General features: G+C 67.3%; 23 protein-coding genes. 8 read left to right on the top strand and 15 right to left on the bottom strand.

Annotated features, from left to right (window positions below):
• Nucleotides 1-16: 16 nt before the first annotated feature.
• A complete protein-coding gene (locus EPL00_RS04875; RefSeq protein ID WP_238398118.1) occupies nucleotides 17-781 on the bottom strand; it encodes a GNAT family N-acetyltransferase in 765 nt (254 codons plus the stop codon).
• 187 nt (nucleotides 782-968) lie between these two features.
• Here EPL00_RS04875 and EPL00_RS04870 point away from each other — a divergent pair, with 187 nt between their 5' ends.
• The 4 genes from EPL00_RS04870 to EPL00_RS04855 all read left to right on the top strand — a co-directional run bounded on the left by EPL00_RS04870 (nucleotide 969) and on the right by EPL00_RS04855 (nucleotide 4,668).
• Entirely contained in the window at nucleotides 969-1,958 is a 990-nt protein-coding gene (locus tag EPL00_RS04870) for an NAD-dependent epimerase/dehydratase family protein (RefSeq protein WP_135851556.1), read from the top strand.
• A 165-nt stretch (nucleotides 1,959-2,123) separates the two neighbouring features.
• Nucleotides 2,124-2,795: a hypothetical protein gene (locus tag EPL00_RS04865; RefSeq protein ID WP_135851557.1), complete on the top strand. Its 672-nt coding sequence runs from the start codon at nucleotides 2,124-2,126 to the stop codon at nucleotides 2,793-2,795.
• 338 nt (nucleotides 2,796-3,133) lie between these two features.
• Nucleotides 3,134-4,183 (top strand): NAD(P)-dependent glycerol-1-phosphate dehydrogenase, encoded by a 1,050-nt coding sequence (locus EPL00_RS04860; protein WP_135851558.1) that lies wholly within the window; start codon nucleotides 3,134-3,136, stop codon nucleotides 4,181-4,183.
• Between the two features lie 155 nt (nucleotides 4,184-4,338).
• Nucleotides 4,339-4,668: a hypothetical protein gene (locus EPL00_RS04855; RefSeq protein ID WP_135851559.1), complete on the top strand. Its 330-nt coding sequence runs from the start codon at nucleotides 4,339-4,341 to the stop codon at nucleotides 4,666-4,668.
• A 48-nt stretch (nucleotides 4,669-4,716) separates the two neighbouring features.
• Here EPL00_RS04855 and EPL00_RS04850 read toward each other — a convergent pair whose 3' ends face one another.
• The 4 genes from EPL00_RS04850 to EPL00_RS04835 form a co-directional block, all read right to left on the bottom strand.
• Complete coding sequence (locus EPL00_RS04850) at nucleotides 4,717-5,181, bottom strand: DoxX family protein (protein ID WP_135851560.1); 465 nt, start codon at nucleotides 5,179-5,181, stop codon at nucleotides 4,717-4,719.
• A gap of 134 nt (nucleotides 5,182-5,315) precedes the next feature.
• The gene (locus EPL00_RS04845) at nucleotides 5,316-5,894 is read right to left on the bottom strand and encodes an NUDIX domain-containing protein (RefSeq protein ID WP_135851561.1); all 579 of its coding nucleotides are present in this window, start codon (nucleotides 5,892-5,894) and stop codon (nucleotides 5,316-5,318) included.
• Between the two features lie 36 nt (nucleotides 5,895-5,930).
• On the bottom strand, nucleotides 5,931-6,764 hold the full coding sequence (locus EPL00_RS04840; RefSeq protein ID WP_135851562.1) for an ABC transporter permease subunit: 834 nt from the start codon (nucleotides 6,762-6,764) through the stop codon (nucleotides 5,931-5,933).
• Nucleotides 6,761-7,765 (bottom strand): ABC transporter ATP-binding protein, encoded by a 1,005-nt coding sequence (locus tag EPL00_RS04835; protein ID WP_135851563.1) that lies wholly within the window; start codon nucleotides 7,763-7,765, stop codon nucleotides 6,761-6,763. The genes EPL00_RS04840 and EPL00_RS04835 overlap by 4 nt, the downstream gene beginning before the upstream one ends.
• Nucleotides 7,766-8,045: 280 nt before the next feature.
• Between EPL00_RS04835 and EPL00_RS04830 the strand changes: the two genes are divergently transcribed.
• Nucleotides 8,046-8,411, top strand: a complete 366-nt coding sequence (locus EPL00_RS04830; RefSeq protein WP_135851564.1) for a hypothetical protein — start codon at nucleotides 8,046-8,048, stop codon at nucleotides 8,409-8,411.
• On the opposite strand, the gene EPL00_RS04825 is transcribed toward EPL00_RS04830, so the two are convergent.
• From EPL00_RS04825 to EPL00_RS04815, 3 genes are all read right to left on the bottom strand, one after another.
• Nucleotides 8,386-8,904 carry a hypothetical protein gene (locus EPL00_RS04825; RefSeq protein WP_135851565.1) on the bottom strand — a complete coding sequence of 173 codons (519 nt, stop codon included), beginning with the start codon at nucleotides 8,902-8,904 and terminating at the stop codon, nucleotides 8,386-8,388. The genes EPL00_RS04830 and EPL00_RS04825 overlap by 26 nt on opposite strands.
• Nucleotides 8,905-8,909: 5 nt before the next feature.
• Nucleotides 8,910-9,830 carry a hypothetical protein gene (locus EPL00_RS04820; RefSeq protein WP_162224147.1) on the bottom strand — a complete coding sequence of 307 codons (921 nt, stop codon included), beginning with the start codon at nucleotides 9,828-9,830 and terminating at the stop codon, nucleotides 8,910-8,912.
• Nucleotides 9,831-9,926: 96 nt separating this feature from the next.
• Entirely contained in the window at nucleotides 9,927-10,955 is a 1,029-nt protein-coding gene (locus EPL00_RS04815) for a hypothetical protein (RefSeq protein ID WP_135851566.1), read from the bottom strand.
• A 322-nt stretch (nucleotides 10,956-11,277) separates the two neighbouring features.
• Between EPL00_RS04815 and EPL00_RS04810 the strand changes: the two genes are divergently transcribed.
• Complete coding sequence (locus tag EPL00_RS04810) at nucleotides 11,278-11,883, top strand: DUF7344 domain-containing protein (protein ID WP_202932542.1); 606 nt, start codon at nucleotides 11,278-11,280, stop codon at nucleotides 11,881-11,883.
• A gap of 54 nt (nucleotides 11,884-11,937) precedes the next feature.
• Here EPL00_RS04810 and EPL00_RS04805 read toward each other — a convergent pair whose 3' ends face one another.
• Nucleotides 11,938-13,788 carry a S9 family peptidase gene (locus tag EPL00_RS04805; protein ID WP_135851567.1) on the bottom strand — a complete coding sequence of 617 codons (1,851 nt, stop codon included), beginning with the start codon at nucleotides 13,786-13,788 and terminating at the stop codon, nucleotides 11,938-11,940.
• Nucleotides 13,789-14,716: 928 nt separating this feature from the next.
• Between EPL00_RS04805 and EPL00_RS04800 the strand changes: the two genes are divergently transcribed.
• Nucleotides 14,717-15,280, top strand: a complete 564-nt coding sequence (locus tag EPL00_RS04800; RefSeq protein WP_135851568.1) for a DUF7344 domain-containing protein — start codon at nucleotides 14,717-14,719, stop codon at nucleotides 15,278-15,280.
• Nucleotides 15,281-15,400: 120 nt separating this feature from the next.
• A complete protein-coding gene (locus EPL00_RS04795; RefSeq protein ID WP_135851569.1) occupies nucleotides 15,401-16,534 on the top strand; it encodes a glycosyltransferase family 4 protein in 1,134 nt (377 codons plus the stop codon).
• 19 nt (nucleotides 16,535-16,553) lie between these two features.
• Here the strand turns inward: EPL00_RS04795 and EPL00_RS04790 are convergent, their stop codons facing one another.
• From EPL00_RS04790 to EPL00_RS04765, 6 genes are all read right to left on the bottom strand, one after another.
• Nucleotides 16,554-17,273, bottom strand: a complete 720-nt coding sequence (locus EPL00_RS04790; RefSeq protein ID WP_135851570.1) for a hypothetical protein — start codon at nucleotides 17,271-17,273, stop codon at nucleotides 16,554-16,556.
• 153 nt (nucleotides 17,274-17,426) lie between these two features.
• Nucleotides 17,427-19,907 (bottom strand): dihydropteroate synthase, encoded by a 2,481-nt coding sequence (gene folP / locus EPL00_RS04785; protein ID WP_135851571.1) that lies wholly within the window; start codon nucleotides 19,905-19,907, stop codon nucleotides 17,427-17,429.
• 346 nt (nucleotides 19,908-20,253) lie between these two features.
• Nucleotides 20,254-20,775 (bottom strand): SHOCT domain-containing protein, encoded by a 522-nt coding sequence (locus tag EPL00_RS04780; RefSeq protein ID WP_135851572.1) that lies wholly within the window; start codon nucleotides 20,773-20,775, stop codon nucleotides 20,254-20,256.
• Between the two features lie 116 nt (nucleotides 20,776-20,891).
• Nucleotides 20,892-21,758, bottom strand: a complete 867-nt coding sequence (gene cruF, locus EPL00_RS04775; RefSeq protein WP_135851573.1) for a bisanhydrobacterioruberin hydratase — start codon at nucleotides 21,756-21,758, stop codon at nucleotides 20,892-20,894.
• Nucleotides 21,751-22,623 (bottom strand): prenyltransferase, encoded by an 873-nt coding sequence (locus tag EPL00_RS04770; protein WP_135851574.1) that lies wholly within the window; start codon nucleotides 22,621-22,623, stop codon nucleotides 21,751-21,753. Before EPL00_RS04770 ends, cruF begins: the two co-directional genes overlap by 8 nt.
• 6 nt (nucleotides 22,624-22,629) lie before the next feature.
• The gene (locus EPL00_RS04765; protein WP_135851575.1) at nucleotides 22,630-24,186 is read right to left on the bottom strand and encodes a phytoene desaturase family protein; all 1,557 of its coding nucleotides are present in this window, start codon (nucleotides 24,184-24,186) and stop codon (nucleotides 22,630-22,632) included.
• Nucleotides 24,187-24,227: the final 41 nt, after the last annotated feature.

The raw sequence follows: 24,227 nt of genomic DNA, 5'->3' as shown, positions 1-24,227 counted from the left end.
GTGGGACTCGACGCGCTCAGAGGTACGACGCGTCCCACCGAACCGGCTTCTTCGTGTTCCCGCAGTCGTTGCACTCCAACCGCTCCATCGAGTCCATCGCGGTGTCGAAACTCTCGCAGTTCGAGCAGAAGTAGCCGTAGAGGTCCTCGCCCGCCTCGTCGGTGTAGGCCGCGAAGAACGGGGCCTTCGAACCGCGGTCGCTCTCGACCCAATTGATGTAGAGGGTCTGGCCGTCGTACTCGCGGGCCTCGAACTGCTCTTTGCCCTCTTGGACGTAGACGTTCTCCACGAACGTCTCGCCCGCGATCTCCGTCTCGCGTTCGGTGGCCTTCTCGAAGCCGTTCTCCTCGTAGAATCGGGTCCCGGACTCGTTGCCCGCCAGCACCTCCGCGGCGACGCGTTCGACGCCCCGCTCGGAGAGGACCGCTTGGGTGTGTTTCAGGAGGGTCGTCCCGACGCCGCTGTCGCGGTTGTCCGGGTCCACGTGCAACCAGAGGATAGTTCCCGCGGGGTCCTCGGGGAGGACGAGGCTCTGGGAGAACCCGACCACCGTGTCGCCCGCGACCGCGACGAGGTAGAGCATCCCCTCTTCTTCCAACTCGGCGGCCATCGCGTCGTCGTCGTACCAGTTCTCGACCGCGGTTTCGATGACCTCCTCGTCGAGGACCTCGCCGTAGGACGCGTGGAGCGAGTCCAGCGCGACGCCCCGAATCCCGTCCACGTCGCTCGATTCGGCTTCGCGAATCTCGATTCCGTCGGAATCGGCCTCTCTCTGTCCCATGCCCCATGTATTCGACGTTCTCACTGATAAACGTTCTACCCGATTCGCGCAAATCAGACGAAAAGTACACGCGTGCCGCGAGAAATTCTGGATTTCGACACGCTCGTCCGAGAACTACCAGAAAATCTGTCGGTCGTCGTATTTCCGACTCCAGTAGGTCTTTGGGACCGGCCGTCCAAGCGCGGGCATGGACACCGCACTCGTCATCGGCGGCACGCGGTTCATCGGCCGCCACCTCGTCTCGGAACTGCGCGACCACGACTACGACGTGACCATCTTCAACCGCGGGAACCACGACAACCCCTTCGAGGAGACCGACGGCGTGACCCACTACGAGGGCGACCGAAGCAACGAGACCGCGCTCGAACAGGCGAAGCGGGAGGTCCAACCGGACGCCGTCTTCGACTGCGTGGCTTACAAACCGCGGGAGGTCCGGGCCGCGACCGAGATTTTCTCCGACGCCGACGCCTACGTCTACATTTCGTCGGGCGACGCCTACGGCAACGAAGAAGTCCCCAAGCGCGAGGACGAGACCGACCTCCGGCCCTGCACGATGGAGCAGGCGACCGACGACTCGGGCGACACCTACGGCAACCGGAAGGCCGAGGGCGACCGCGCAATCAAGGCGGCCGCCGACCGCGGCGTGAACGCCTACAGCGTCCGTCCCTGCATCGTCTACGGCCCCCACGACTACACCGAACGACTGGACTACTGGATTTCTCGGGTGGCGAACTACGACCGCGTGGTCGTCCCCGGCGACGGCGACAACCTCTGGCACCGCGCGTACGTCGCGGACGTGGCGAGCGCGCTCCGGGTCGTCGCCGAGGAGGGCCGTCCCGGCGAGTCGTACAACGTCGGCGACCGGCGGGTCGTGACGATAGACGAGATGCTGAAGCTAATCGCCGACGCGCTGGACACCGACCTCGAAATCGTCCACGCGGGCGAGCGGGAACTCGCGGCCGCGGACCTCGCGTCCGACGACTTCGTGCTGTACCGGGACTACCCCCACGTGCTGGACACCGACAAACTGGCGAATCTCGGGTGGGACTCGACACCGCTCTCCGAGGCGATGGCGACCACCGTCGAGGAACACCTCGACAGCGACCGCGACGGGAGCGAGTACGACCCCGGCCGCGAGGCCGAGGAGCGCGTCCTCGGCGTGCTGGACACGCTGTAGCCGGACGAACGAGTACGCGATTTTCGAGGCGTTAACCCTCACTTTCGACCGTTCGCAGGACCACGCTACCCGTTTCAGGTGGCTGATAACAAACACCCTTCGTAGCCATTGTCAACTCATGTCACTGCATCGCTGTCGCCGACCGGTACCGTCTCTCGCGGGACGATGATACGCGAGGCGATTCGGACGACCGTCAGAGCGGTCGGGGTGGTCTGCCTGACGGTCGTCGAAGTCACCGCGCTGTCGGTCTGGCTGGGACTGGTGAGCGACACCGACCCGGTCTCGGCGTCGGCGCTGGTGGGGGTCGTCGGTCTCTCGGCCGGGATGCTCGTGGAGGCGTTACTCGCGCACGTCACGGTCAACGGGTGGGGCCGGGCGGTCCCCGCGCGGGCGCTCGCGGGCCTCGCGCTCGCGGAGACCGCGCTCTGGGTCGGGTGGTTCGGGTGGGTCGCGACTGCCGACGGACTCGTCGGCGTCGTGACCGCCGGACTCGTCTTCGCGGCCGCGCTCGTCGCCCGCCACACCGTCACGGACAACGTGATTCGCGGGCGAGACGCGCTCTCGTCGCTGGTCCGGCGCGCGACCGTCGGACTCGCGGTGCTTCAGGCCGCGGGCGCGACGGCGTGGCTACTGGTCGTGACCGGACAGGTCACGGTCCCCGAGTGGTTCGTCGCGGTTCCGGTCGCGGGGTTCTCGGCGAACGCGCTGGTCGGCGCGGCGCTACTGGCGGCCGCGGTGTTCGCTCGCCACCTGCTGGCGGTCCGCCACGCGCTCCGGCGGCCGCCCAACGCCTCGACTCCGGGGTGGCGCTCGTCTCGGACGACTCCTCGGAAGTAGACGAGTGACTCTCGTTCGTCTCGAAGTGCGCTCGGCCGACCGGTCCGCGGGATGCGCTCGACTGACAGAATCGCGGGATGCGCCGCGTCTGCGCTCGCGCTCGCGCGGTTCCGCGCGAGCGCAGACGCAAGCGGGGAGGTTCGGGGCGCGGTCGCGGTGCGGTCTGCCGTGCTGTGCCGTCGCGGTCCGATAGGCGTCGGCAGTTGCTCGCCTCACGGACTCAGGACGGTCGCTCCTTTCTCGGCGTCAGAAGACGGTCGTCAACTGACTCTCCCGAAAACCCGCGAAACCGGACAGAGAGGTAAACTGTTTTCCCCGCCCGCGAGAGAGTAGCGGGTATGTTCGACAAATCGACGTGGATTCGCCTGCCGCGCAACGTGGTAGTCGGCCACGGCGTCCTCGACCGGACCGTCGAGGCCGTCTCGGAACTCCACCTCCACGGGCGGCCGCTGGTCGTCACCAGCCCCACGCCCCGACGGGTAGCGGCCGACCGCGTCGCGGCGGACTTCGAGGAGGCCGGGGAAGACCCCGCGGTGGTCGAGATAGACGAAGCGAGTTTCGAGTCGGTCCAAGAGGTCATCGGCGCGGCCGAGGAGATAGACGCGGGCTACCTCGTCGGCGTCGGCGGCGGGAAGGCCATCGACATCGCCAAGATGGCCAGCGACGACCTCGGGCGGGGGTTCGTCTCGGTCCCGACCGCCGCGAGCCACGACGGCATCGTCTCGGGCCGGGGGTCGGTCCCGGAGGGCGACACGCGCCACAGCGTCGCCGCAGAGCCGCCACTCGCCGTCATCGCCGACACCGAGATTTTGGCCGACGCGCCGTGGGAACTGACGACTGCCGGGTGTGCGGATATCATCAGCAACTACACCGCCATCAAGGACTGGCGGCTGGCCAACCGACTCCAGAACGTCGAGTACCACCACTACGCCGCGGCGCTCGCGGAGATGACCGCCGAGATGCTGGTCGAAGGAGCCGACTCCATCAAGCAGGGCCTCGAAGAGTCGGCGTGGGCCGTCGTCAAGGCGCTGGTCTCGTCGGGCGTGGCGATGTCTATCGCGGACTCGTCGCGGCCCGCCTCCGGCGCGGAACACCTCTTCAGCCACCAGTTGGACCGAATGGTCCCCGACGCGGCGCTCCACGGCCATCAGGTCGGCGTCGGCACCATCGTCGCCGAGTACCTCCACGGCGGCAACTGGCAGGGCGTCCGCGACGCGCTGGCGACCATCGGCGCGCCCACCACGGCAGCGGAGTTGGGCATCGACGAGGAGACGGTCGTCGGGGCGCTGACCTCTGCCCACGAGATTCGGGACCGCTACACGATTCTGGGCAACGGGATGAGCGAGGCGGCCGCCTACGAAGCGGTCGAGACGACCGGCGTCATCTGAGACGGTCGAGACGACCGGTGCCATCTGAGACGGTCGAGACGACCGGTGCCATCTGAGACGGTCACGACGACCGGTATCATCTGAGACGGGGTGACCGATTCCCGACCCGATTCTGGTAAATTTATCAACACGTAGCCGACACGTCGAACTACGACATGTCCCTGTTCGAACTCCTCCAACCGGTCGTCTTCTTCGCGCGGGCCGCCCTCCTCGGCGTGGTCGGGGCCGCGGTCACGTACGTCGTCGTCCGATTCGGCCTCCTCGGCGTCGTCCGATGGAGTACTGACGACGACCAGTCGTCGCTCCGCCGGTACGGAGTCGCGAGCGCCAAGGCGTTGGCGTTCGGGGACGCACTGGCTATCGGTGCGTCCGTACTGGGGTTCGACGGCGGAAACGCCGTCCTCGGCCTCTCGGTGGTGTTCGCTCTCGCGTGGTTCGTCTACGGCGTCGAAAAGAAGTGGGCCGCCGGAACGTCGGCGACGTAACGGCGCTTCCGTTCGGATTCGTCCGTCGTCCTTCTCTGTCGTCGCTTCTCAGTCGTCCTGCGCGATGCGGAGGAACGCGAGCGCGCCGCCCAGCAGCGCGGTGTTCTTCAGGAAGTGAATCAACTGCTGTTCTTTCTCCTGTTCGTCCTCCTTCGACCAGAAGTCGTGCATGAACGGCGTGATGGCGACGAGGAAGGTCGCGATGGCTCCGGCCGCGAGGCGGGGGAGCTTCCACGCCGCGACGCCCAGTCCGCCGAACAGCAGGCTTCCGCTGATGGCCGGGACCGACCGGTCGGCCATCGGCGCGCCCTCGCTCTCGGCGTAGGCTACCATGTCCTCTAGCTCCCGGAAGTTGTCTATCGCGGTGAACGCCAGCACGCCCCCGAACAGCACGCGGGCGAGTTTGAACGACGTGGAGTGAGTCTTCGGTCCGTCTTCGTCGGTCACTTCGTCTTCGAGTTCCTGTGCAGTTTCCGCAACGCTGTCGGTCGATTCACTGCCGAATAGCGACATGGGAACGCGTAGTGGATTGAGCGACTTACCTCTGTCTGCCGCGCGCGGACTCGCCGGTATTCGGTCTCGGTTCGACTCGACCGGTCTCTCGGTCCGCACCGGCGCGACTTCTCGCGGTTCGGTCGGTCCCGGCGCTACTCCGCGGCCGGAATCGGAAACTCGGCCAACTCGTCGTACAGTAGTTCGTCGGGGCGCTCGCGCCACCACCTCACCTCCGCAATCTCGCCCTCGCGGGGCCGGACCTCGCCGCCGACGTACTCGCCGTCGAAGATGACGATGAGTCGATGGATGGGTGGTCGGACCTCCTCGCGGTCGTTCTCGCCGTTCGCGACCTCTCCCTCGGCCCGAATCTCGACGCGGTGGACCTGCCGGACACCGGTCAGTTTGACTTCGACGCCGGACTCCTCGCGAGTCTCGCGGCGCGCCGCGGCTTCGAGGAGTTCGCCCGGTTCCTGCTTGCCGCCGGGGTCGCTCCACGCCGTCTCGCCCTCGTGGCGCACGAGGAGAACCCGGCCCTCGTCGTCGGTGGTCCACGCGCCCGCGCCGCCGACCGTTCCGGCCTCGAAGCGGTCGCGGACGCGCTCGTAGGCTTCGGGAGAGTGGTGCCACGTCTTCTCGACGACTCGGGCGTCCTCCTCGAAGTCGGCGTACTCGCGTTCGAGGCGGTCGAGTGCCGCGGCGACCCGGCGGCGAGAGTGCTCCTCGATGGTCATATCACGCGGTCGAACCCGAGGGAGAAGACGATTTCGCTATCCGAGGTCGGTCCGCTCGAAGCGCAGATAGCCCACCAGCAGGGGGAGCAGAATCCACGCGGCCAGAATCACGAGCGCGAACTCGGCTTGGAGGTAGAACGGCGTCGAGGGGTCCGCGGGCGGGATGTCCCGGTAGCCGTCGGGGAACGCCAGTCGGAGCGACTGGAGGTACGCCGCCGCGGGACTCAGCGACTGGACGAACGTCTCGGTGTTCGCCGAGAGCGCGACGCCGAGCGTGTCCTCGAAGACGAACCGGAGCGCGCCGACCACCGAGAACGCCGACCCCTGAATCCAGAGGACGTTGAACACGAAGAAGTAGCCGACCGACGCGGCCATCGCCCGCGACCGGGAGGCGGTCAGCGCCGAGATGCCGATGGCGACCGCGACGTAGGCCAGCGCGAAGTAGAGGACGAGTCCGACGACTCTGGCAAAGGTAGCGAGTTTCACCGCCGGGTAGAGCGCCGCGGTCAGCGCCGCGCCGACCGCGAACGCGACGGCGATGGCACCGCAGACCAGCGCGGCCCGCGAGAGGAACTTACCGAACACCACGTCGCGGCGGCGGTTCGGGATGGAGAGCAGGAACTTGATGCTCCCCGACTCGCGCTCGCCAGCGACCGCGAGGTAGGCCGCCACCAGCGCGACCAGCGGGATGAACAGGATGGCCAGCCCCGACATGTTCCAGAGCTGTCGCAGGACGGAGGGGTCTTGGCCGGTACTGCCGGTGTAGAAGAACAGCGCGGCGAACAGGGTGTAGATGCCGCCGACGAACCACAGCAGTTTCGCGCGGCGCACGTCCTTGAAGTCCTTGCTCACGACTGCGCGCAGGCTCATGCCGTCACCTCCTCGGCGTCGTCGGTATCGCCGCCGGTCCCATCGCCCCCGCTCGCCTCGCCTCCCGCCCGACCGGTCCCGTCGCCGGGGTCGGCGGCGGTGTAGCGGTTGAACAGGTCTTCGAGCGAGGTCTCCTCGGAGTGGATGTCTCGGACCGTGGTCTCGCCGTCGATGCGCTTGAGAACCTCCATCTTCGCGCCGGGGTCCGAGCAGACCGCGGTCACGTCGGTTCCCTCGGCGCTGGCGCGCTCGACGCCCGCGAGGTCCGCGAGTCCGGCCGGGTCGAACTCCTCGGGGAGCGCGTCCACGACGGCGGTGATTTGGCTACTCCCGCCGGTCGATTCTCGGAGGCCCGCGATGGTGTCCTCGGCGACGAGGCGACCGTTGCTCATGATTCCCACACGGTCGCAGACCGCCTCGACCTGCGGCAGGATGTGACTGGAGAAGAAGACCGTCGTCCCGCGCTCGGCCTCGTCGCGGAGGAGGTCGCGCATCTCCTGAATCCCGTTCGGGTCGAGTCCCGACGACGGTTCGTCGAGAATCAGCAGGTCGGGGTCGCCGACGAGCGCCATCCCCAAGGCGAGGCGCTGGCTCATCCCCTTCGAGTAGCCGCCGGTGCGGCGCTGTCGGTCGTCGGGGCCGAGTCCCACCCGGTCGAGAATCGCGTCGGGGTCGGCGTCTACTCCCTTGGTCCGGGCGACCCACTCGACGTGTTCGCGGCCGGTGAGTCGGTCGTAGAGGGTCGCGCCCTCGGGCAGGACGCCGACGCGCTCGCGGATGGCTTGGGTCTCGCGCTGGGCGTCGTGGCCCAGCACCTCGGCGGTCCCCTCGCTCGGCCGGATGAAATCGAGCAGGAGGTTGATGGTCGTGGACTTGCCCGCGCCGTTCGGCCCGAGGAAGCCGAATATCTCGCCGGACTCGACGGTCAGGTCGAGCGAATCGACCGCGACCACCTCCTCGCCGAACCGCTTGGTCAGCCCGCGGGTCTCTATCGCGGTCACGACCCACCCCGCTGTCGGGCGTCGGTTCCGGACTCTCGGGCGGCGGTCGGTCGCCGGAGTCGGTTCGGTGCGGTGTCGGGAACGCGGGGCGCACGTTTGGTCTGTCTCACGGGTGGAAGGAAGGACAGGACGAACATAAAGGCGGCCGCAAAGTCGCAGGCTCTGCAACTGCGCTCGTGGGCGCTGGCGACCGTCCGCTCGGGCCGAGGAGAACGTCGCTCCGCGACAACACCTAGAATCACCGATACGTATTTGGCGGCGGCGTGTGCGCGAGTAAACGATGGACTCCCGGCAGTGGGCCACTCTCGACGGGACGCCCTTCGAGGGGCGGGCCGACCAGTTCTACTGGCTCTGGATTATCGCTACGACCACCTACGGCGTCGGCGACGTAGTGACGACGGTGGCCCTGCTCTACTTCGACGCGTCGGTCGGCGAGGCGAATGCGCTGGTCCGGGTCGCGGTCGCGGAGTTCGGTCTCGCGGGACTCGTCGGCCTGAAACTCGGCGTCTTCGGCCTCTGTCTCGGTCTCCAAGTGGCGGCCATCGGCGACACCGACGACCCGGTGGTCGTCTACGGCCCGCCCGCGGTGCTGGCGGTGTTCGGCGGGTTCACGACCGCGTTCAACCTGCGACTGCTCGTCGGGTGAGCGCGACCCGCGGCGGGGCCGACAGCGACGAGGCGGTCGCGTTCGCCTCGGCCTGCACGCCGACCTGCGGGTCGCCGTCGTCACTGCCGTCGTCGTCGCGGTCTCGCCGATTACGGTCACGTCGGTCCCGGCGGTCGCGGTCGTCGTCCGAGTCGGGCGTCTCGGTCGCCGCGGCGGTCGTCGCGGTCGGTTCGTCGTCGGTCGCGGTCGTCGCACCGAGCGTCGTCTCGTCGGGGTCGTCTCCGGCGTCGCTCGTCCCCGCCTGCCTCGTCGCGGTCGCAGTGGGCGTGGCGGAGTTCGCTTCGGCCGCGGTCGTTCGCGGGGTCTCCTCGGTCGTGGGACCGACCGAGGAGTCCGCCGGGTCGCTTCCGCCGAGCAGTCCCGGCAGGACGCCGAACCCGGCCCCGAGGACGCCCGCCGAGACGACCAGCAGGAGGATGACGCCGCGCTTCGTGACCAGTAGCGCGGTCAGCGAGCGTCGTTTCGTGGCCATCGTCGTCACTCCTCGCCGTTCGCGTCACGGCCGTCGAAATCGTTCGTATTGCTCTTCCCCGTAGTCGTATTTGTCTTCACCGTCTCTGTGTTGCTTTGGTCGGCAGTCGTCGCGGCGGTGTCGCCGGTCGTCGTGGTAGTATCGGTGGTCGTCGTGGTAGTATCGGTGGTCGTCGTGGTAGTCTCGGTGGTCGTCGTGCCGGAGTCCGCGGTCGTGGTCGTCGTGGATTCGGTGGCCGTCTCGTTCGTCGTCGTTTTGGCGGTCGTCGTCCCGGAGTCGGTGGTCTCGGTCGTCGTTTCGGGTTCCGCGGTCGTCGTCCCGGAGTCGGTGGTCTCGGTCGTCGTTTCGGGTTCTGCGGTCGTCGTCCCGTCATCGGTCGCGCCCGTGTTGGCCCGTCCCTCGACAGCGCCCTCCTCGGGCCGGTTCTCGACGGTCACGTCGAATCGAGCGTCGGCGCGGCCCGTCGTCAGCGTCGTCTCGCCGTCGGCGGCGACCACCGTCACGGTGAGTCTGAGCCGGACGGTCTCGGTCACTCGCTCGCCGTCGGCGGCGGCGAAGTCGCTCGCGTCGAACTCCTCGACCCCGAGGAGGTCCCGGCTCTCGAAGGCGTAGTCGGCTTCGCCGTGGAGGCCCGCGGCCGGGAGACGCTGGCTGGCGAGGTCCCGGAACGAGCGGCCGCCGTACGCGGCCGACAGGGTTAGCGCGACTCCTCCGGCGGGGGTTTCGAGGCCCGACCACGAGACGGTGCCCGCGGGCGCGACCGTGAGCGAGTCGAGCGACCCGTCGTCGGTCCGGACCGTCAGGTCGCTGGCCGCGAAGGTGACCCCGGCGCTCGCGCCGCTCCGCGACGAGAGCGCCGACGCGCCCGCGCCGCCCACCGCGACGCCCCCGAGGAGGCCCAACAACCGTCGTCGGTCGAGATTCATGGAGGACCCACCGGAGGAGTCGAACCCCCGCGAGGCCGTCGTGGGTCGGATGACAGTCGTCGAGTCGCCGCTTCGGTCGCGGTCGTTACGCGCCGGTCACGGCACTTGGTCCTCGATGAGGTTGTTGGCGTCCCACGGCCGACCCGAGCCGGTCTTGGTGAGACTCGTCACGCTGGTCCCGGCGTCTTGGTCCACGGTGGTCTGGTGTGCGCCGAGTCCGTACGTGTCGCCCGACGAGGCCGACCCGGTGTAGACGACGACGAACCCGTTCTGGGTCGCCGACACCGACAGCGGGACGTTGCCGAAGTCGGTCTTCCAGTTCCCGCCGTTGACTTGGTAGCTGAAGCCCTCCTCGGAGTCGCGCCGGACTTGGATGTCCCACGTGCCGTCGGCCGACGGCGCGTCGAGGAACAGTTCGACGTGGGTCTCGGTGTAGCCGCTGGGCTTCGGGAACGCGTTGGGCGTCACGACGTTGAGTCGCGGGTTGCCGTTCGGCCCCTCGTAATCGACTTCGACCGAAATCTGGCCGTCGCCGGAGGTGTACTTCTGGTCGTAACTCGACGCGCTGGCGTCGGACTCGCCGTTGATGTTGGCGTCGGCGGCCTCGTTGTCCGCGCCGACGTACATCGTGTCCGCCGCGTTCGCGTCGTGGGCGCTCCCGCCGGTCGTCGTAATCGTCACCGAGATGCGCAGGTCGATGCCCGTCGTCTTCTTCTCGCCGTCGGCGTCGGACTCGAAGTGGTCGTCGCCGAAGGTCTCGGTGAGGTCCACTTGGTCGAGCGAGAACGAGCGCTCGCCGTCGAGACCGTTGATGCTGTAGGACTTGCTCGTGACTTGGCTGTAGTTGTTCGGGTGCGAGCCTTTCTTCTTGGCTTCGAGGGTCACCATCCCGGTCTTGGCCGCGGAGTCGAGACCGCTCCACGAGAACGTGCCGGAGGTGTCCACCAACACCTGTTGGATGCTCCCGTCTGCGGTCGTGACCGTGCCCGCGTTGTTCGCCTTGAAACTCGTACTCACTTGTGCGGCCGCGCTTCCCGTGAACGCCGCGAGTCCGCTCCCCGCGAGCGCGAGGCCGCCAACTGTACCCAGTACCTTCCGCCGGTCGAGTTCGATGTCCGATTTCATGGTTAGTGTCCGTGTCCTCCACACCCTCTCGCCGGGAGGACTCGTTTCACTCCGTGGAGAGATTCCGCATTATTCATACACACCGATACGTCTCACAAAGAGAACGAGAAGTCCGTGCATATACTGCCAGACGGGTCGTTAGGCCGCCCCTATCGGACCTCATACGGACCCAGAATCGCACGACTGCACCGGATTGCATCGACCGGGGATGCTTTCACCGAATCTACATCTGTAACGCGTCGGAAGGTAAATAATAATAGAAAAGGATTACTAACACGTCGTTGACCGACCGGCGCGGACCGACAGGGGGAACTTAACCAAGATGGCCGCAGAAACGCTCGCCCGAGACGCCCACGACGACGCCACGACCGAAGCCACGGACGAGGAGGACCCGTCCGAACAGTTCTCGCAGGAAGTCGTCTTCGAGATGCTCAGCAACAGTCGCCGCCGGTACGTCGTCCACTACCTGCTGGACGCCGACCGCGAGGCGGAACTCCGCGACCTCGCCCGCGCGGTCGCGGCGTGGGAGAACGACAAACGACCCGACGACGTGACCTCCCAAGAGCGCCGCCGCGTCTACAACGCGCTCCAGCAGGCCCACCTCCCGAAGATGGACGACGCGGGCCTCGTGGCGTTCGACGCCTCGCGAGGTACCGTCGTCGCGGCCGACGACTTGGCGGACCTGCAGGTCTACCTCGAAATCGTCCCCGGCGACGAAATCTCGTGGAGCCAGTACTACCTGTTGCTCGGCGCGTTCTTCGGGTCGGTGACGCTGGCCTCGCTGGCCGGGGTCTACCCCTTCAGCGCGGTTCCGGGGGTCGCGCTCGCCAGCGGGATGGCGGCCCTCCTCGTCGTGTCGGCAGTCGCGCACGTCTACCACGACCGGCAGATGCGCCTCGGCGCGGACGAGCGACCGCCGAGCCTCTGAGACCGGGACGCGGCCGGGGCGGAACTCGGCTGAGGCGGAACTCGCGCGGGACGCTCAGACGTGTTCGTCCAAGAACTCCGCGACGGTGGTGTACGCCTCGATGCGGTTCTCCAACTTCGAGAAGCCGTGGCCCTCGTCTTCGAATATCAGTTTCTCCACCGGCACGCCCTGCTCGGCGACGGTCTCGGCTATCTGCTCGGCCTCGCCGACCGGGACGCGGGGGTCGTTGGCCCCGTGGAGGACCAGCAGGGGCGCTCGGATGTTTTCGGCGTTGGTCGTCGGACTGATGGATTCGAGGAACTCGCGGTCCTCGTCGAGCGACCCGTACTCGGCTTCGCGGTGTTCGCGCCGCCAGTCGCCCGTATTTTCGAGGAACGTGACGAAGTTGGCGATGCCCACCACGTCCACGCCCGCGGCCCACAGGTCCGGGTACTCCGTCAGCGCCGCCAGCACCATGAACCCGCCGTAGGAGCCGCCGAACGCGACGACCTTATCGGGGTCTATCTCGGGCTGGTCGTGGAGCCACTCGACGGCGGCCGCCACGTCTTTCACCGAGTCCATCCGCTTTCGCACGTCGTCCAGATGGGTGTAGGCCTTGCCGTAGCCCGTCGAACCGCGAACGTTCGGTTCGAGGTAGGCGTATCCCCTGTTCAGGAAGTACTGCTTGACCGAGTGGAACGTGGGTCGGCGCTGGCTCTCGGGACCGCCGTGGATGTCAACGATGACGGGCGTCTCGCCCGGCGTGGCCTCCTCGGGCACCGAGAAGAACGCCGGAATCTCCCGGCCATCGAACGTCTCGTAGTGGACCAATCGAGGCTCCACGAACGACTCCTTGGGCAGGCCCGCGGTGGCGGCGTCGGTCCAGCGGTCGGCCTCGCCCGACGCCGCGTCCACGACGTAGACGTTCGTGTTCTCGGTGCTTCCGGTGACGGTGACGGCGAACCGCTCGGCGTCGTCGTCGAAGGTTCCGCCGCCGGTGGCAGCCTTCGGGAGGTCGGGCGCGGAGAACGTCTCGAACTCCGTCTCGCCGGTCAGTTCGGCCACCGTGAGTTCGGTGTAGCCGTCCACGTTGGTCCCGAAGATAAACCGGCCGGTGTCCTCGTCCAGCGTCAGACTCTCGACGTTCCAATTGCCGTCCTCGGAGGGTGGCGCTCGGGAGTCGTCGGCCCTCGCTCGGTCGTCGCTGGTCGCGACCGTCTCTATCTCCTCGGTGTCGAGGTCGAGGCGAGCGAGATACGTCGTGTCGGCCCCCTCGTCGGTAATCAGGTAGAGCGCGTCGCCGTCGGGACCCCAGTAGACCGACTGGAAGCGCACGTCGCCCTCGTGGGGCGTCACGTGGTTCAGGTCGCCGGTCTCCACGTCGAGGAGGTACACGTCGTAGTCGAAACTAGAGTGCATCTCGGTCAGCGCGAGGTACTCGTCGTCGGGACTCCACCCCGCGACCGAGAGCCAGCCGTCGCCCTCGTAGACCATCTCGGCGTCGTCGCCCCGCTCGTCGCGGCCCTGCACGTAGATGTCGAAGACCGACTCGTCGCGCCGGTTCGACGCGAACGCGAACTCCGAGCCGTCCGAGTTCCACCCGCCCCAGTAGTGGATGGCCTCGGGCGTGTCGGTCAGCGGCGTGACGGTCTCGCCGTCGGCGTCGAGTCGGAACAGTTGGGTGCGCTCGTCGCCGCCTTGGTCCATCCCGAAGACGAGTTCGTCGCGCTCGGGCGACCAGTCGGCGAAGCCGACCGCGTCCTCCTCGAACGTGAGTTGCTGGGGCCACTCGCGGGGGTTGTCGAGTCGCCACACCTGCGGGACGCCGGTCGTGTCCATCAGAAACGCGAGTTCGCCGTCGGGACCGAACGACGGGGAGTTCGCGCTTCGGACGTTGAGATAGCGTTCGAAATCGTAGGTCGGCATGGGAGTCGATTGCAAGCCGACGGGCAAATCGTTTGGGTCTCCGGAAGCCAGCGCACTCCCGGAGAACCGCTCCGAACGCGGCCACGACTCCGAACTGGGCACGGACCGCTCGCGTCGTCCCGAGGAGACCGCCGGTGGTCGCACGACCGAATTCACGCCGACCAACCTCACGCCGACCGAGACCTCGGAAACAGTTCGTTACGCTACTTCATCCCGCGGATAACAAAACCGGAGCGAGCGAACGCCGACGCGGGGGACGACGGGGTTCTCCTCGAACTTCGCCGTTCGTCGCGGTACTCCTCGGCTCACTCGTCGCTCCGATTGTTCCGGTCTTCGCCACGAATCCGCCCGTTCTCGCGCGGAAGGTGGCTCTCGACCAGTCCACCGTTCCAGACCGAGAGACCATTCCAGACCGAGAGACCACTCTCGACCGGGCGAAGACGACCGACGAGGCACCGGACGACGACGAGTGCGGGGTGACGAGTTCGAGGCGACGGAGCGGTGGCGAATCGGACGGCCGAGGAGACCGCGACTGCGGGTAACTTCCGGCGTCGAATCGACAGCCAACGCCGCCATGGTCGGGTTCGACCGGCGAGTAGACAGAGACTACCGTCCCCGCGGAATCGAAACTCGCGATGGAAATTCCGGTAACGGACGGTTCCGTTCGAGACGTGAGCCACTGCCCGCCGAACAGTCCTCACACCCGGAGTGTCGGTCGATTCGGTCGGGGTTCGAGCGAAGCGGTCGCCCGATTTCGGCGAAAACGCTTTCGGCCGCGGGTTCCGTCCGGCCGCCGTTCGCCAGAACGGGGAGTTTCTTCCCCCGGCCAGCCCGCAACTTTTGGTTGAACCGTTGAACGATACCCGCCGAGAGGTAAACAGTCAAATCCGTTTATCCGGATTTCTGCCGTCCCTTTTCTACGGTACGCATGGCTACCGAAACCACACGTCCGTCTCGCGAGGAGGTGTTCGACGCCGTGAAGAACCTCCGGCGTCGGTACGTCCTATACTATCTCCAACGCTACAGCGGGCCGGTAGACCTCGGCGAACTCGCCGAGCAGGTCGCGGCGTGGGAGAACGACACGACCGTCGCCGAGGTATCGCCGGGCCAGCGCAAGTCCGTGTACAGCGCGCTCCACCAGACCCACCTCCCGAAGTTGGAGTCCGCCGGGGTGCTTCGCTACGACCCCGACCGGAGTCTGGTCCACGCCACCGAGCGAACCGAGCGACTGGAGTTACAACTGGCCAGCGACCCCCAGACTTCGGTCCGGTGGCACCGACTCTACCTCACGCTCGCCGCCGTGAGCCTCGTCTTGCTGGCGTCGGTCTGGGTGGGTCTCTACCCCTTCACGCTCCTCTCGGGCGTCCAGTACGCGCTGGTGGTCATCGCCGTCTTCGGCGTGACGGCGCTGTTTCACACCCACGACCTCCGGCAGTGGCGACGCCGGGCCGACAACGCCGCGCCCGACTTCATCCTCGAACTGAACGACTGACCGCCGCGGACGACGGAACTGACAGTTGCGGACGACGGATTCGTGTGGTTTCGACTCCTCTCGTTTCTCCGGCGAGCGCAAAGAGTTGGGTTTTTAGTGGGCCGCTTCGTGGCGCTTCGTATGCGCGTCGCGTTCGTCTCGGAGACGGTCGCCCAACACCGCCAGACGGGGGCAACGCGACGACTCCGGCGGACCGCCGAAGGGCTCGCTGGCCGCGGTCACGACGTGGTCGTCTGCTGTGCCCAGTGGTGGGACGGCGACCACGCGACCTTCGAACAGGACGACGTGACCTACCGGGCGGTCACCGACGAGCGCGGCGACGGCCGGTTCGCCCTCGCGCTCCCGGCCGCGCTCCGGGCGGCCGACCCGGACGTGATTCAGGCCACGGGGGACGACCCGACCCACGTCCTCGCCGCGAAAGCCGCCAGCGTCTTCCTGCGGGCACCGCTCGTCGTGGACTGGTACGAGTCCCCTCAAGCGGGCGACGCCGACGACCCCATCTGGCGACTCGCCGCGACGACGCCCGAACTCGTTCTCGTCCCGTCCGAGACCGTCAGGACTCGCGTCCGGGAACTCGGCGCGGACGGCGAGGCGGTCCGGGTCGTCCCCAACGGCATCGACGTGGACGCCATCCGCGCCGCGGAACCCCGCGAGGTCGCCGACATCGTCTACTCCCGGCGACTCGACGCCGACGCCAACCTCGAAAGTCTACTCCTCGCGCTGGCGGAACTGCGCGACCACAACTGGTCGGCGCTGGTCATCGGCGACGGCCCGGAACGCGACGTGTACGAGCGGCAGGTCCGGGACCTGCGCATCGAGGACAGAGTCTCGTTCGCGGGCGAGCAACCGCTCGAAAACCGCATCTCGGCGTTCAAGGGCGCGCACGTCTACGCCCAGACCGCCCGGCGGGAAGCGTTCCCGACCGACCTCCTCCGGGCGCTGGCCTGCGGTTGTGCCGGAGTCGTGGAGTACCACGTCGAGTCCAGCGCCCACGAACTGGTCGAACAGGAGGAGCGCGCGTTCCGGACCACCAGCGAGCAGGAACTGACCGACGCGCTCGTCGCCGCCAGCGAGATGGACCGCATGGATTTCAACGAGAACTTCGCCGAGTACGACGAGGAGCAGGTCTTAGACAAGTACCTCGCGGCCTACGACGAGGCCAGCGAGCGACTGAGTTGGGTCGAACCGGCCGCGGTGGCTGGCGGTGTGATGGTCGTCGTCGCGCTGGTAGCGCTGTTGGTCGTTCTTCTTTGAGTTTCGGTCGCTCGCCGTGCTACTCGACCGTTCTGCGTCGCGCCAGTGAGAGGAACCCGAGTCCGGCGAGCCACGACGCGACGGTCAGCACCGAATCGACTAACCGTTTCCGCCCCGCCTTCTCGCAGAACCCCGCGCCACTGCTGACACAGCGGCTTCCGCCGCTCGAATAGGTCCGACTCGCAGTTTTGTAGAGTGTGTAGTATTCGTCCTCGACCTCGATTAGCTGGTCGTCGTGCGGGAGTTCCTCGTAGGTCAGCACGCGCCCCGATTCCACCAGTCGGCGCTCGACGGACGAGATACCCGACTCTGCCGCCGGGAACCGGAGCGGGTCCGACTCGTTGACGGGTTCGAGGGCGGCGTACCAGTCGCCGTCGCGCTCGACGGAGGTCGGCCGGTAAAGACGCTGTTTCAAATACACGAAGTCGTACCGTGCGCTTCCGAACGACTCGGGATACGCCGAAACGTTGCCACCGTCGAGGACGTGGTACTCGAACCGGCAGAGGCGGCGCAGACTCCCGTCGAAGCAGGCGATTTCGTCGTCGAGGGAGACCTGCTCGATGGCGTCACCGGTCCGAACGCTCGTGACCGACAGACTCCCGTCGTCGTGATACTCGACGCTCGCGGCTTCGTACCGGTAGACCGACCCGTCGCCGAGGTGGAGGCCCGGCACGAAGGGGTTGAACAGGAGCGCGAGACCGACGAGAATCACGAGGAACGTCTTCGATTCCGGGCGCATAGCTCACTCGGAGGTGTGTCGGGGTCGTTTGGACGACTGCTCGGTGAGCGTCGGTTCGGGACGACACTCGGCCGGAAATCGGTCGCGTCGAGTCGAAGAGGCTAATGGAGGGCGAAACACGACCGAACCCGACACACTCGGGGGTAAGAAAAGTTACTCCTCGAATCGCTCCGGCGTATCGGCCGCCTCCACCGCGTTCACCGCCGCGACGTTCTCGGCCACGTCGTGGACGCGAACGATGTCCGCGCCGCGCTCGGCCGCGATGGCGGTCCCGGCCACCGTCGCCGCGGTCCGGTCGTCGTCTTCGCCGAGGAGACCGAACATCGACTTGTGGGAGTGCCCGACCAAGACCGGACACTCCAGCGCGTGGAACTCGTCGGTCCGGCCCAGTAGCTCGAAACTCTCGGCACTCTCCTTGCCGAAGCCGAGTCCGGGGTCCACGATAATCTGCTCGCGGTCGAGACCTGCCTTCTCGGCCAGCAGGACCTTCTCCTCCAGTTCGTCTATCACGTCCTCGACCACGTCGTCGTAGTGAACATCTTTCTCGGGCACGACCGGCGCGTCGATGCTGTGCATCACGACGATGGGCGCGTCGTGGTCGGCCGCGACGAAGCGCATCTCCGGGTCTTCGAGACCGGACACGTCGTTGAGAATGTCCGCGCCAGCGTCGAGGGCCGCCTCCGCGACTTCGGCCTTCCGCGTGTCGATGGAGACGAGCGCGTCCGCGTCGGCGATTCGCTCGATGACGGGCACCACGCGGTCGATTTCGTCCGCGACCGGAATCTCGTCCGCGCCGGGGCGAGTCGATTCGCCGCCCACGTCGATGATGTCGGCTCCGGCTTCGACCATCTCCTCGGCGCGCGAAACCGCGTCCTCGACGGCCTCGTAGCGCCCGCCGTCGTGGAACGAGTCGGGCGTGACGTTCAGGATGCCCATGACGGCGGTGCCCTCCTCCCACGGGTAGCTCCGGCGCTCGCGGTCGGTCTGGATGCCGAGCGCGTCCCGCAGTTCGTCGGCGAACACCGAGAGACCGTAGGGCTGGCCGTCCAACTTCCCGGCGAGGCGCTTGAACTGCGCGAGGGTACCCATCAGCACCACGTCCACGTTCTGGTCGTCCTGCTCGTTGGTCCCCGAGACCGCACACTCCCCGCCGAGGCTCAGCATCTCCTCTTTGAGGTAGCGGGCCTGTCGGACCTGTACCCGCGTTTTGAGGACGCGGTGGACCGCCTTGCCCCGCATCCGCCAGACGCCGGGGTCGGTCACGTCCGCGCCTTCGAGCGCCTCGCGGGCGTCGTCCAGATTCCGGATGCGCTTGGGTATCTCGGCGCGGGTCCAGCGCGTCCGGGCCTCCGCGACCGCGAACAGCGACCCCGCGACCAACACGAGGTCGTTCTCGTCGGCCGCGTTCAGCGCGTTCTCGACCGCGCCCTCCACCGCGTTCCGAGTCAGGACCTCGCCAGCACCGGCCTCGTCGAAGGCGCGGGCGACGACCTCCTCGTCCTCCGCGCGGTCCAAGTTCGGTTGGCAGGCGACCATCCGGTCGGGGGTCGGCAGGGCCTCTGCCATCCCGCGGAGGTCCTTGTCGTGCATCGCGCCGAACACGAGGTGGAGGTCGTCGTACTCGCCGTCGAACTCGCTCACGGTCTCGGCCAGCGCCTCGCACGCGCCGGGGTTGTGCGCCCCGTCGAGGACGACCACGGGGTCCCGACCCATCACCTCGAACCGGCCGGGCCAGTCGGCCTTCCGGAGGCCGCGGCCGAGTGCGTCGGCGTCGAGCGCCGATTCGGGCAGGTCGCGGTGGGTCGCGACTTGCCGGGCGAGCGCGGCCGCCACGCCCGCGTTTCGGGCCTGATACTCGCCGAGGAGGGGTATCTCGGTTTCGACGGTCCAGTCCGGGCCGGAGAGCGAGACGGCCGCCTCGGTGTGGTTGGTCCGGCCGCGGTACTCGACCCGCACGTCCGGGGCTTCGTCTGCGTCAGTAGAGTCGCCGACGCGGACGACTTCGCCCGCCTGCTCTCGCACTGCTTCGAGCGCCTCGCCGGTCGTCGCGGTCACGAGCGGCGCGTCGGCGGGCGCGACGTGGGCTTTGTCGTGGGCGATTTCCGCGATGGTCTCGCCGATGATGCCGGTGTGTTCCAAGGTGACGCTCGTGACCGCGCTGGCGACGGGGTCCACGACGCTGGTCGCGTCGTACTTCCCGCCGATGCCGACTTCGAGGAGTGCCACGTCTACCTCTTCACGGCCGAAGTACCAGAGCGCGAGACCAGTCATCACCTCGAAGAACGTCGGGGCTTCGCCGTCGGCGGCCTTGTCCTCGACGTACTCCTTCACCGACGCGACGTACTCCGCGAGCGCCGCCTTCGGAATCTTCCGGCCGTTCACCCGGACGCGCTCGCGCACGTCGTCGAAGTGCGGGGAGGTGTAGAGTCCCACGTCGAGGTCCGCCTCGCGGAGCGCACGCTCGGTCATTCTGGCCGTCGAACCCTTCCCGTTCGACCCGGCCACCTGCACGAAATCGACCTCCTCGTGGGGGTCGCCGAGGTGGGCGAGCAACGCCGCGGTCGATTCCGTGCCCGGTTTCGGGCGGAACCGACGCAGGTCGAACAGGAAGTTCGCCGCCTCGTGATAGTCCATGTCTGGGAAGATTCGCGCGGCGCGCTTTAGAGTATCGGACCCCCGACGGAATACTAATAAATATATAAGAAAAATTTTTAAATTAATGTACTCTTGGTGTGGGTGGAGGTGACAAAGAATGTTCCTGTTCAACGTCTCACCGCTCGATTGTATCTGTAACAACGGCGTCTGCTACTGCGACCGGTAAGAGCCTGTAGCGCAAAGCTACAATTTCGGCTCGACCATACTTTTTGACCTGAAGACGTTTATCGACGAAACCTGTTGGACCGGATAACAAACAGACCGTCGTCTCTGCGCCGCAACGGGGAGCTTTGCTCCCGTCATCGCTCGGCACCACTACTCCGTATCACCACTCGTACTCGCGTTCTCGACCCGTCCGCTCCCGTTCGCGGCGGACGCGCTCGTCGCTCACGCCCTCCTCGGTCATCAACTCTTGGAGCCGTTGCTCGTACTCCAGTTCGGTAAGTTCGCCCTCGACGTACCGGCGTTTCAACTGGTCGATGCGGTCGTCGGTCGTCGGTTCGAGCTTCTCGGAGAGGCCGAGGTCTCGCGCGTCCGAGGAGTGACGCTCGACGACCCGAGCGAGTCGCGCCAGTCGGTCGCTACGCGGTATCGAGGCGCTTCGGACGGCGGTGACCACGAGACCGACGAGCAACAGGAGCGAGACGAATCCGAGCATGGCGACGACGGCGACGAAGGGCGCGGCCGTCTCCAACAGCGCGACCAGCAGCGGCGTCCCCGCGGCCGGGTCGAGTAGCGCCGAGAGAACCGCGAACGCGCCCAAGGCGGTGACGCCGACCAGCGCGAGGAGCGACAGCAAGAATCCGCCCAGAAACACCGTGACCCGCGAGTCGTCTACCAATCCCATCGTCGGGAGTTGGTGGCGCGCGCACTTGAATTTCGTCCTTCGGGTGGGGCGAGTCGTTCGGGAGAACGACTCGTGTCCACCTTTCCTTCGGGTGGGGCGAGTCGTTCGTGTCCGACTCAGCTCTGCTCGGGGCGCTCCCGACCCACCCCAACGAAGTCGAAGCGGTCGGTCCGGACCAGTCCCGCCGACAGGCCGACCGCGAGCGCGACCGCAATCCAGTGGCCGAAGTAGGCGTTCATCGCGCCCCACAGCACGACGAAGCTCACGAAGTCGTCCAGCGCGAACTCGCAGGTTTCGAGGCGGGTGGCCAACTCCTCGGTGTCGAAGCCCCACTCGATTACCGAGACCGCGACGAAGCCGCTCAGGACCCACCCTTGGAAGTTCGAGAGTGGGACGCCGTAGTAGAATCCGCCGCCGTCGTACTGCCAGAAGCCGAGGCCGACCGCCGCGGGGTCCAACACGAAGTCCACGACGAGGACGAGCGCGAGCGCCGCGAGGGTTCGCTTGGCGCGGGAGGCGCGCGGGAGCAGGAGGAGAACCAGCAGATAGCTGTTGAGGACCAGCGGGAGAAAGAAGACGGGAAGCCCGATAGGGACGCCGCCGACCATCGGCCCGAGCTGGAGCTGATAACTGAACTCGCCGTAGGGAACGCCGTAGTGGACGCCGACGTACTCGATAAAGTAGCTGTAGCCCGTGACCAGCAGGAGTCCGGCCCCCGCCTTCCGATTCACCAGCGGAGCCAGCCCGGCGACCAGCGGCAGGCGCATCACGGCGGTTCCGAAGAGGATGAGGACCGGATTCATCGCCAGCCACGGCGGGAGGAGGACCTCCTCGTAGCTCAACACGAACAGCGCGGCCCCGACCAGCGGGAAGACCACCGCGATGGTGAAGCGGTTCTCGCGGACGAGGCGGGAGAGGGCCTCCTCGATTCGGGCTCTGGTCGCGGGACCTCCGGCCGCGCCGTCCGAGTTCGGGCTACCCACGCACGACCCCCCAGAGACCGCCCAAGGTCAGCATCATCCCGACCAGTCCGTTGACGGCCGGGAACCACCAGTAGGCCCGCGAGACGGCCACGTCGGTCTCGGCGACGCCCGCCGCGAGGAGGGGATAGACCGCGAGGAGTGCCCCGGCCCGCCAGTCCAGCAGGCCGAACGCTCCGGCGGCGACGAGCCAGACCGCCCCGCAGTACGCCAAGGTCCGGCGCTCGCCCAGCACGGTCGCGGTCGTCCGAATCCCGGCCCGGCGGTCGGGGTCGATGTCGGGAATCGCCGAGAAGGTGTGCATCGCCATCGCCCAGAGCCACCCGCCAGCGATTGCGAGCGCGGGGGGTTGGCGACCCGCCAGCGCGACGTACGCCGCCGCGCCGGGTAGGACGTAGAGACCGTTCGAGACCGAATCGAGCGGCGGAACCGTCTTGAGTCGGAACGGCGGCGCGCTGTAAGCGTAGCCGAGGAAGAGAAACGCCAGTACCCAAACCGCCGCGCCCGCGCTGGCGACCGCGACGAGCGCGCCCACTAGCGCGAGACCCGCCAGCCCGCAGACCGCGACGACCGCCGCGACCGTTCCGCCGCCGCGGAACCGGGCTTCGCGGGCCTGTTCGCCGGTCTTCTTGGGGTTCTCGGCGTCGATGTCCGCGTCGAACACGTCGTTGACGCCGTAGAGGTAGACGTTCGCGGGCACGAGGAAGTACGCGAACAGCGCGACCGCTGGCGGGGCGAACAGCTCGCCGACGACCGACGCGCCGTAGGCGACGCCGACGAGGACCGGTCCGGCCAGATAGAGCCAGAACCGGGGCCGCGAGAGCGTCAGCAGGTAGCCGAGCGTGACGTTCGAGGAGCGTTCGTGCATGGCTGGCTACTGGCCGCAGTCGTTCAACACCGCGTCGGCGGTGTGCTGGCCGCTGATGAGACACATCGGGACGCCGATGCCGGGCGTGGTGAACGACCCCGTGAAGTAGAGACCGGGCACCTCCGACGAGCGGTGGCCGGGCCGGAGCGGGCCGGTCTGGCGGAGCGTGTGAGCGAGACCCAGCGCGGTTCCCTCGATGGAGTTGTACCGGTCGGCGAAGTCCGAGACGCAGAACGACTCCTCGACGACGATGCGGTCCCGCAACTCGACGCCGGTGTTCTCGGCGATGTCGTCCAGCACGAGGTCCCGGTACCACTCGCGGGTCGCGGTCCCGTCTTCGAGACCGGGCGCGATGGGGACCAGCGCGAACAGATTGCTGTGGCCCTCCGGTGCCACCGTGTCGTCGGTCTCGCTCGGGACGCAGAGGTAGTACGCGGGGTCCTCGGGCCACTGGGGGTCCTCGAATATCTCGTCGAAGTGTTCGTTCCAGTCGGTCGGCAGGACGAGGGTGTGGTGTTCCAGCGCGTCCACGTCGCCCTCGACGCCGAGGTACAGCAGGAACGCCGAGGGCGCGTAGGTCCGCGACTCCCAGTAGTCGGCGTCGTACTGGCGGCTCTGCGGCGGGAGAAGTTCCTGCTCGGTGTGGGCGTAGTCGGCGTCGCTGACCACGAGGTCCGAGCGCAGGAACCCGTCTTCGGTCTCGACGCGGAAGTTGCCCGCCGACCCGAGAATCGACTCGACGGGGCTGTCGGTCCGGTACTCGACACCCAGTTCCCGACCTAACTCGGCCATCGCGTCCACGACGACGCCCATCCCGCCGGGCGTCGCGCGCTCGTCCTCCCCGTCGGCCGCTCCGCTCCGGTCGGTGCCGTCGCGCTCGTCGCGGTCAGCGCGCACGGGGTAGTGGACGCCGAGGTTGAAATCGACGTGGCTCATCAGGTTGTAGAGCGCGGGCGTGTTCTTGGGCGACCCGCCGAGGAAGACCAGCGTGTACTGCATTATTTGCTGGAGTTTGGGGTGGTCGAAGTACTCCTCGACGTGGCCCTGCATCGACCCGAGGAAGGTGAGGCCGCGGGCGTGGCGAGCCACGTCCAAGTCCACGTAGTCGCGGAACCGCGGCCTATCTTTGTAGACGAAGTGTTCCATCCCGATGTTGTACGTCTCCTCGGACTCGGCGAGGTACGAATCGAGGGCCGCGGCCGCGCCGGGTTCGTACTCCTCGAAGGTCGCCTTGGTCTCCTCGCGGTCGGGGGTGACGGTCACGTCGTCGCCGTCCTTGAAGAATATCTGGTAGTGGGGGTCCAGATGGCGGAGTTCGTAGTACTCGTCGGGACTCCGGCCGAAGTGGCCGAAGAACCGCTCGAACACGTCGGGCATCAGATACCACGACGGACCCATATCGAATCTGAAACCGTCGCGTTCGAGGACGCTCGCCCGGCCGCCCAACTGTTCGTTCTTCTCCACGACGGTCACGTCCGCGCCCGCGTCGGCGAGATAGCAGGCCGTCGAGAGACCGCCGAAACCACTGCCCACGACCACGACTGACCGGTCGGCGAGTTCCATGTCCGGTTCTGAGGGCGCGACTCACATAAATCGACGGACCG

Source organism: Halorussus salinus (assembly GCF_004765815.2).
Lineage (GTDB): Archaea > Halobacteriota > Halobacteria > Halobacteriales > Haladaptataceae > Halorussus > Halorussus salinus.
The sequence above is the reverse complement of the archived record's forward strand: the minus strand, read 5'-3'. Positions and strand labels throughout refer to the sequence as shown.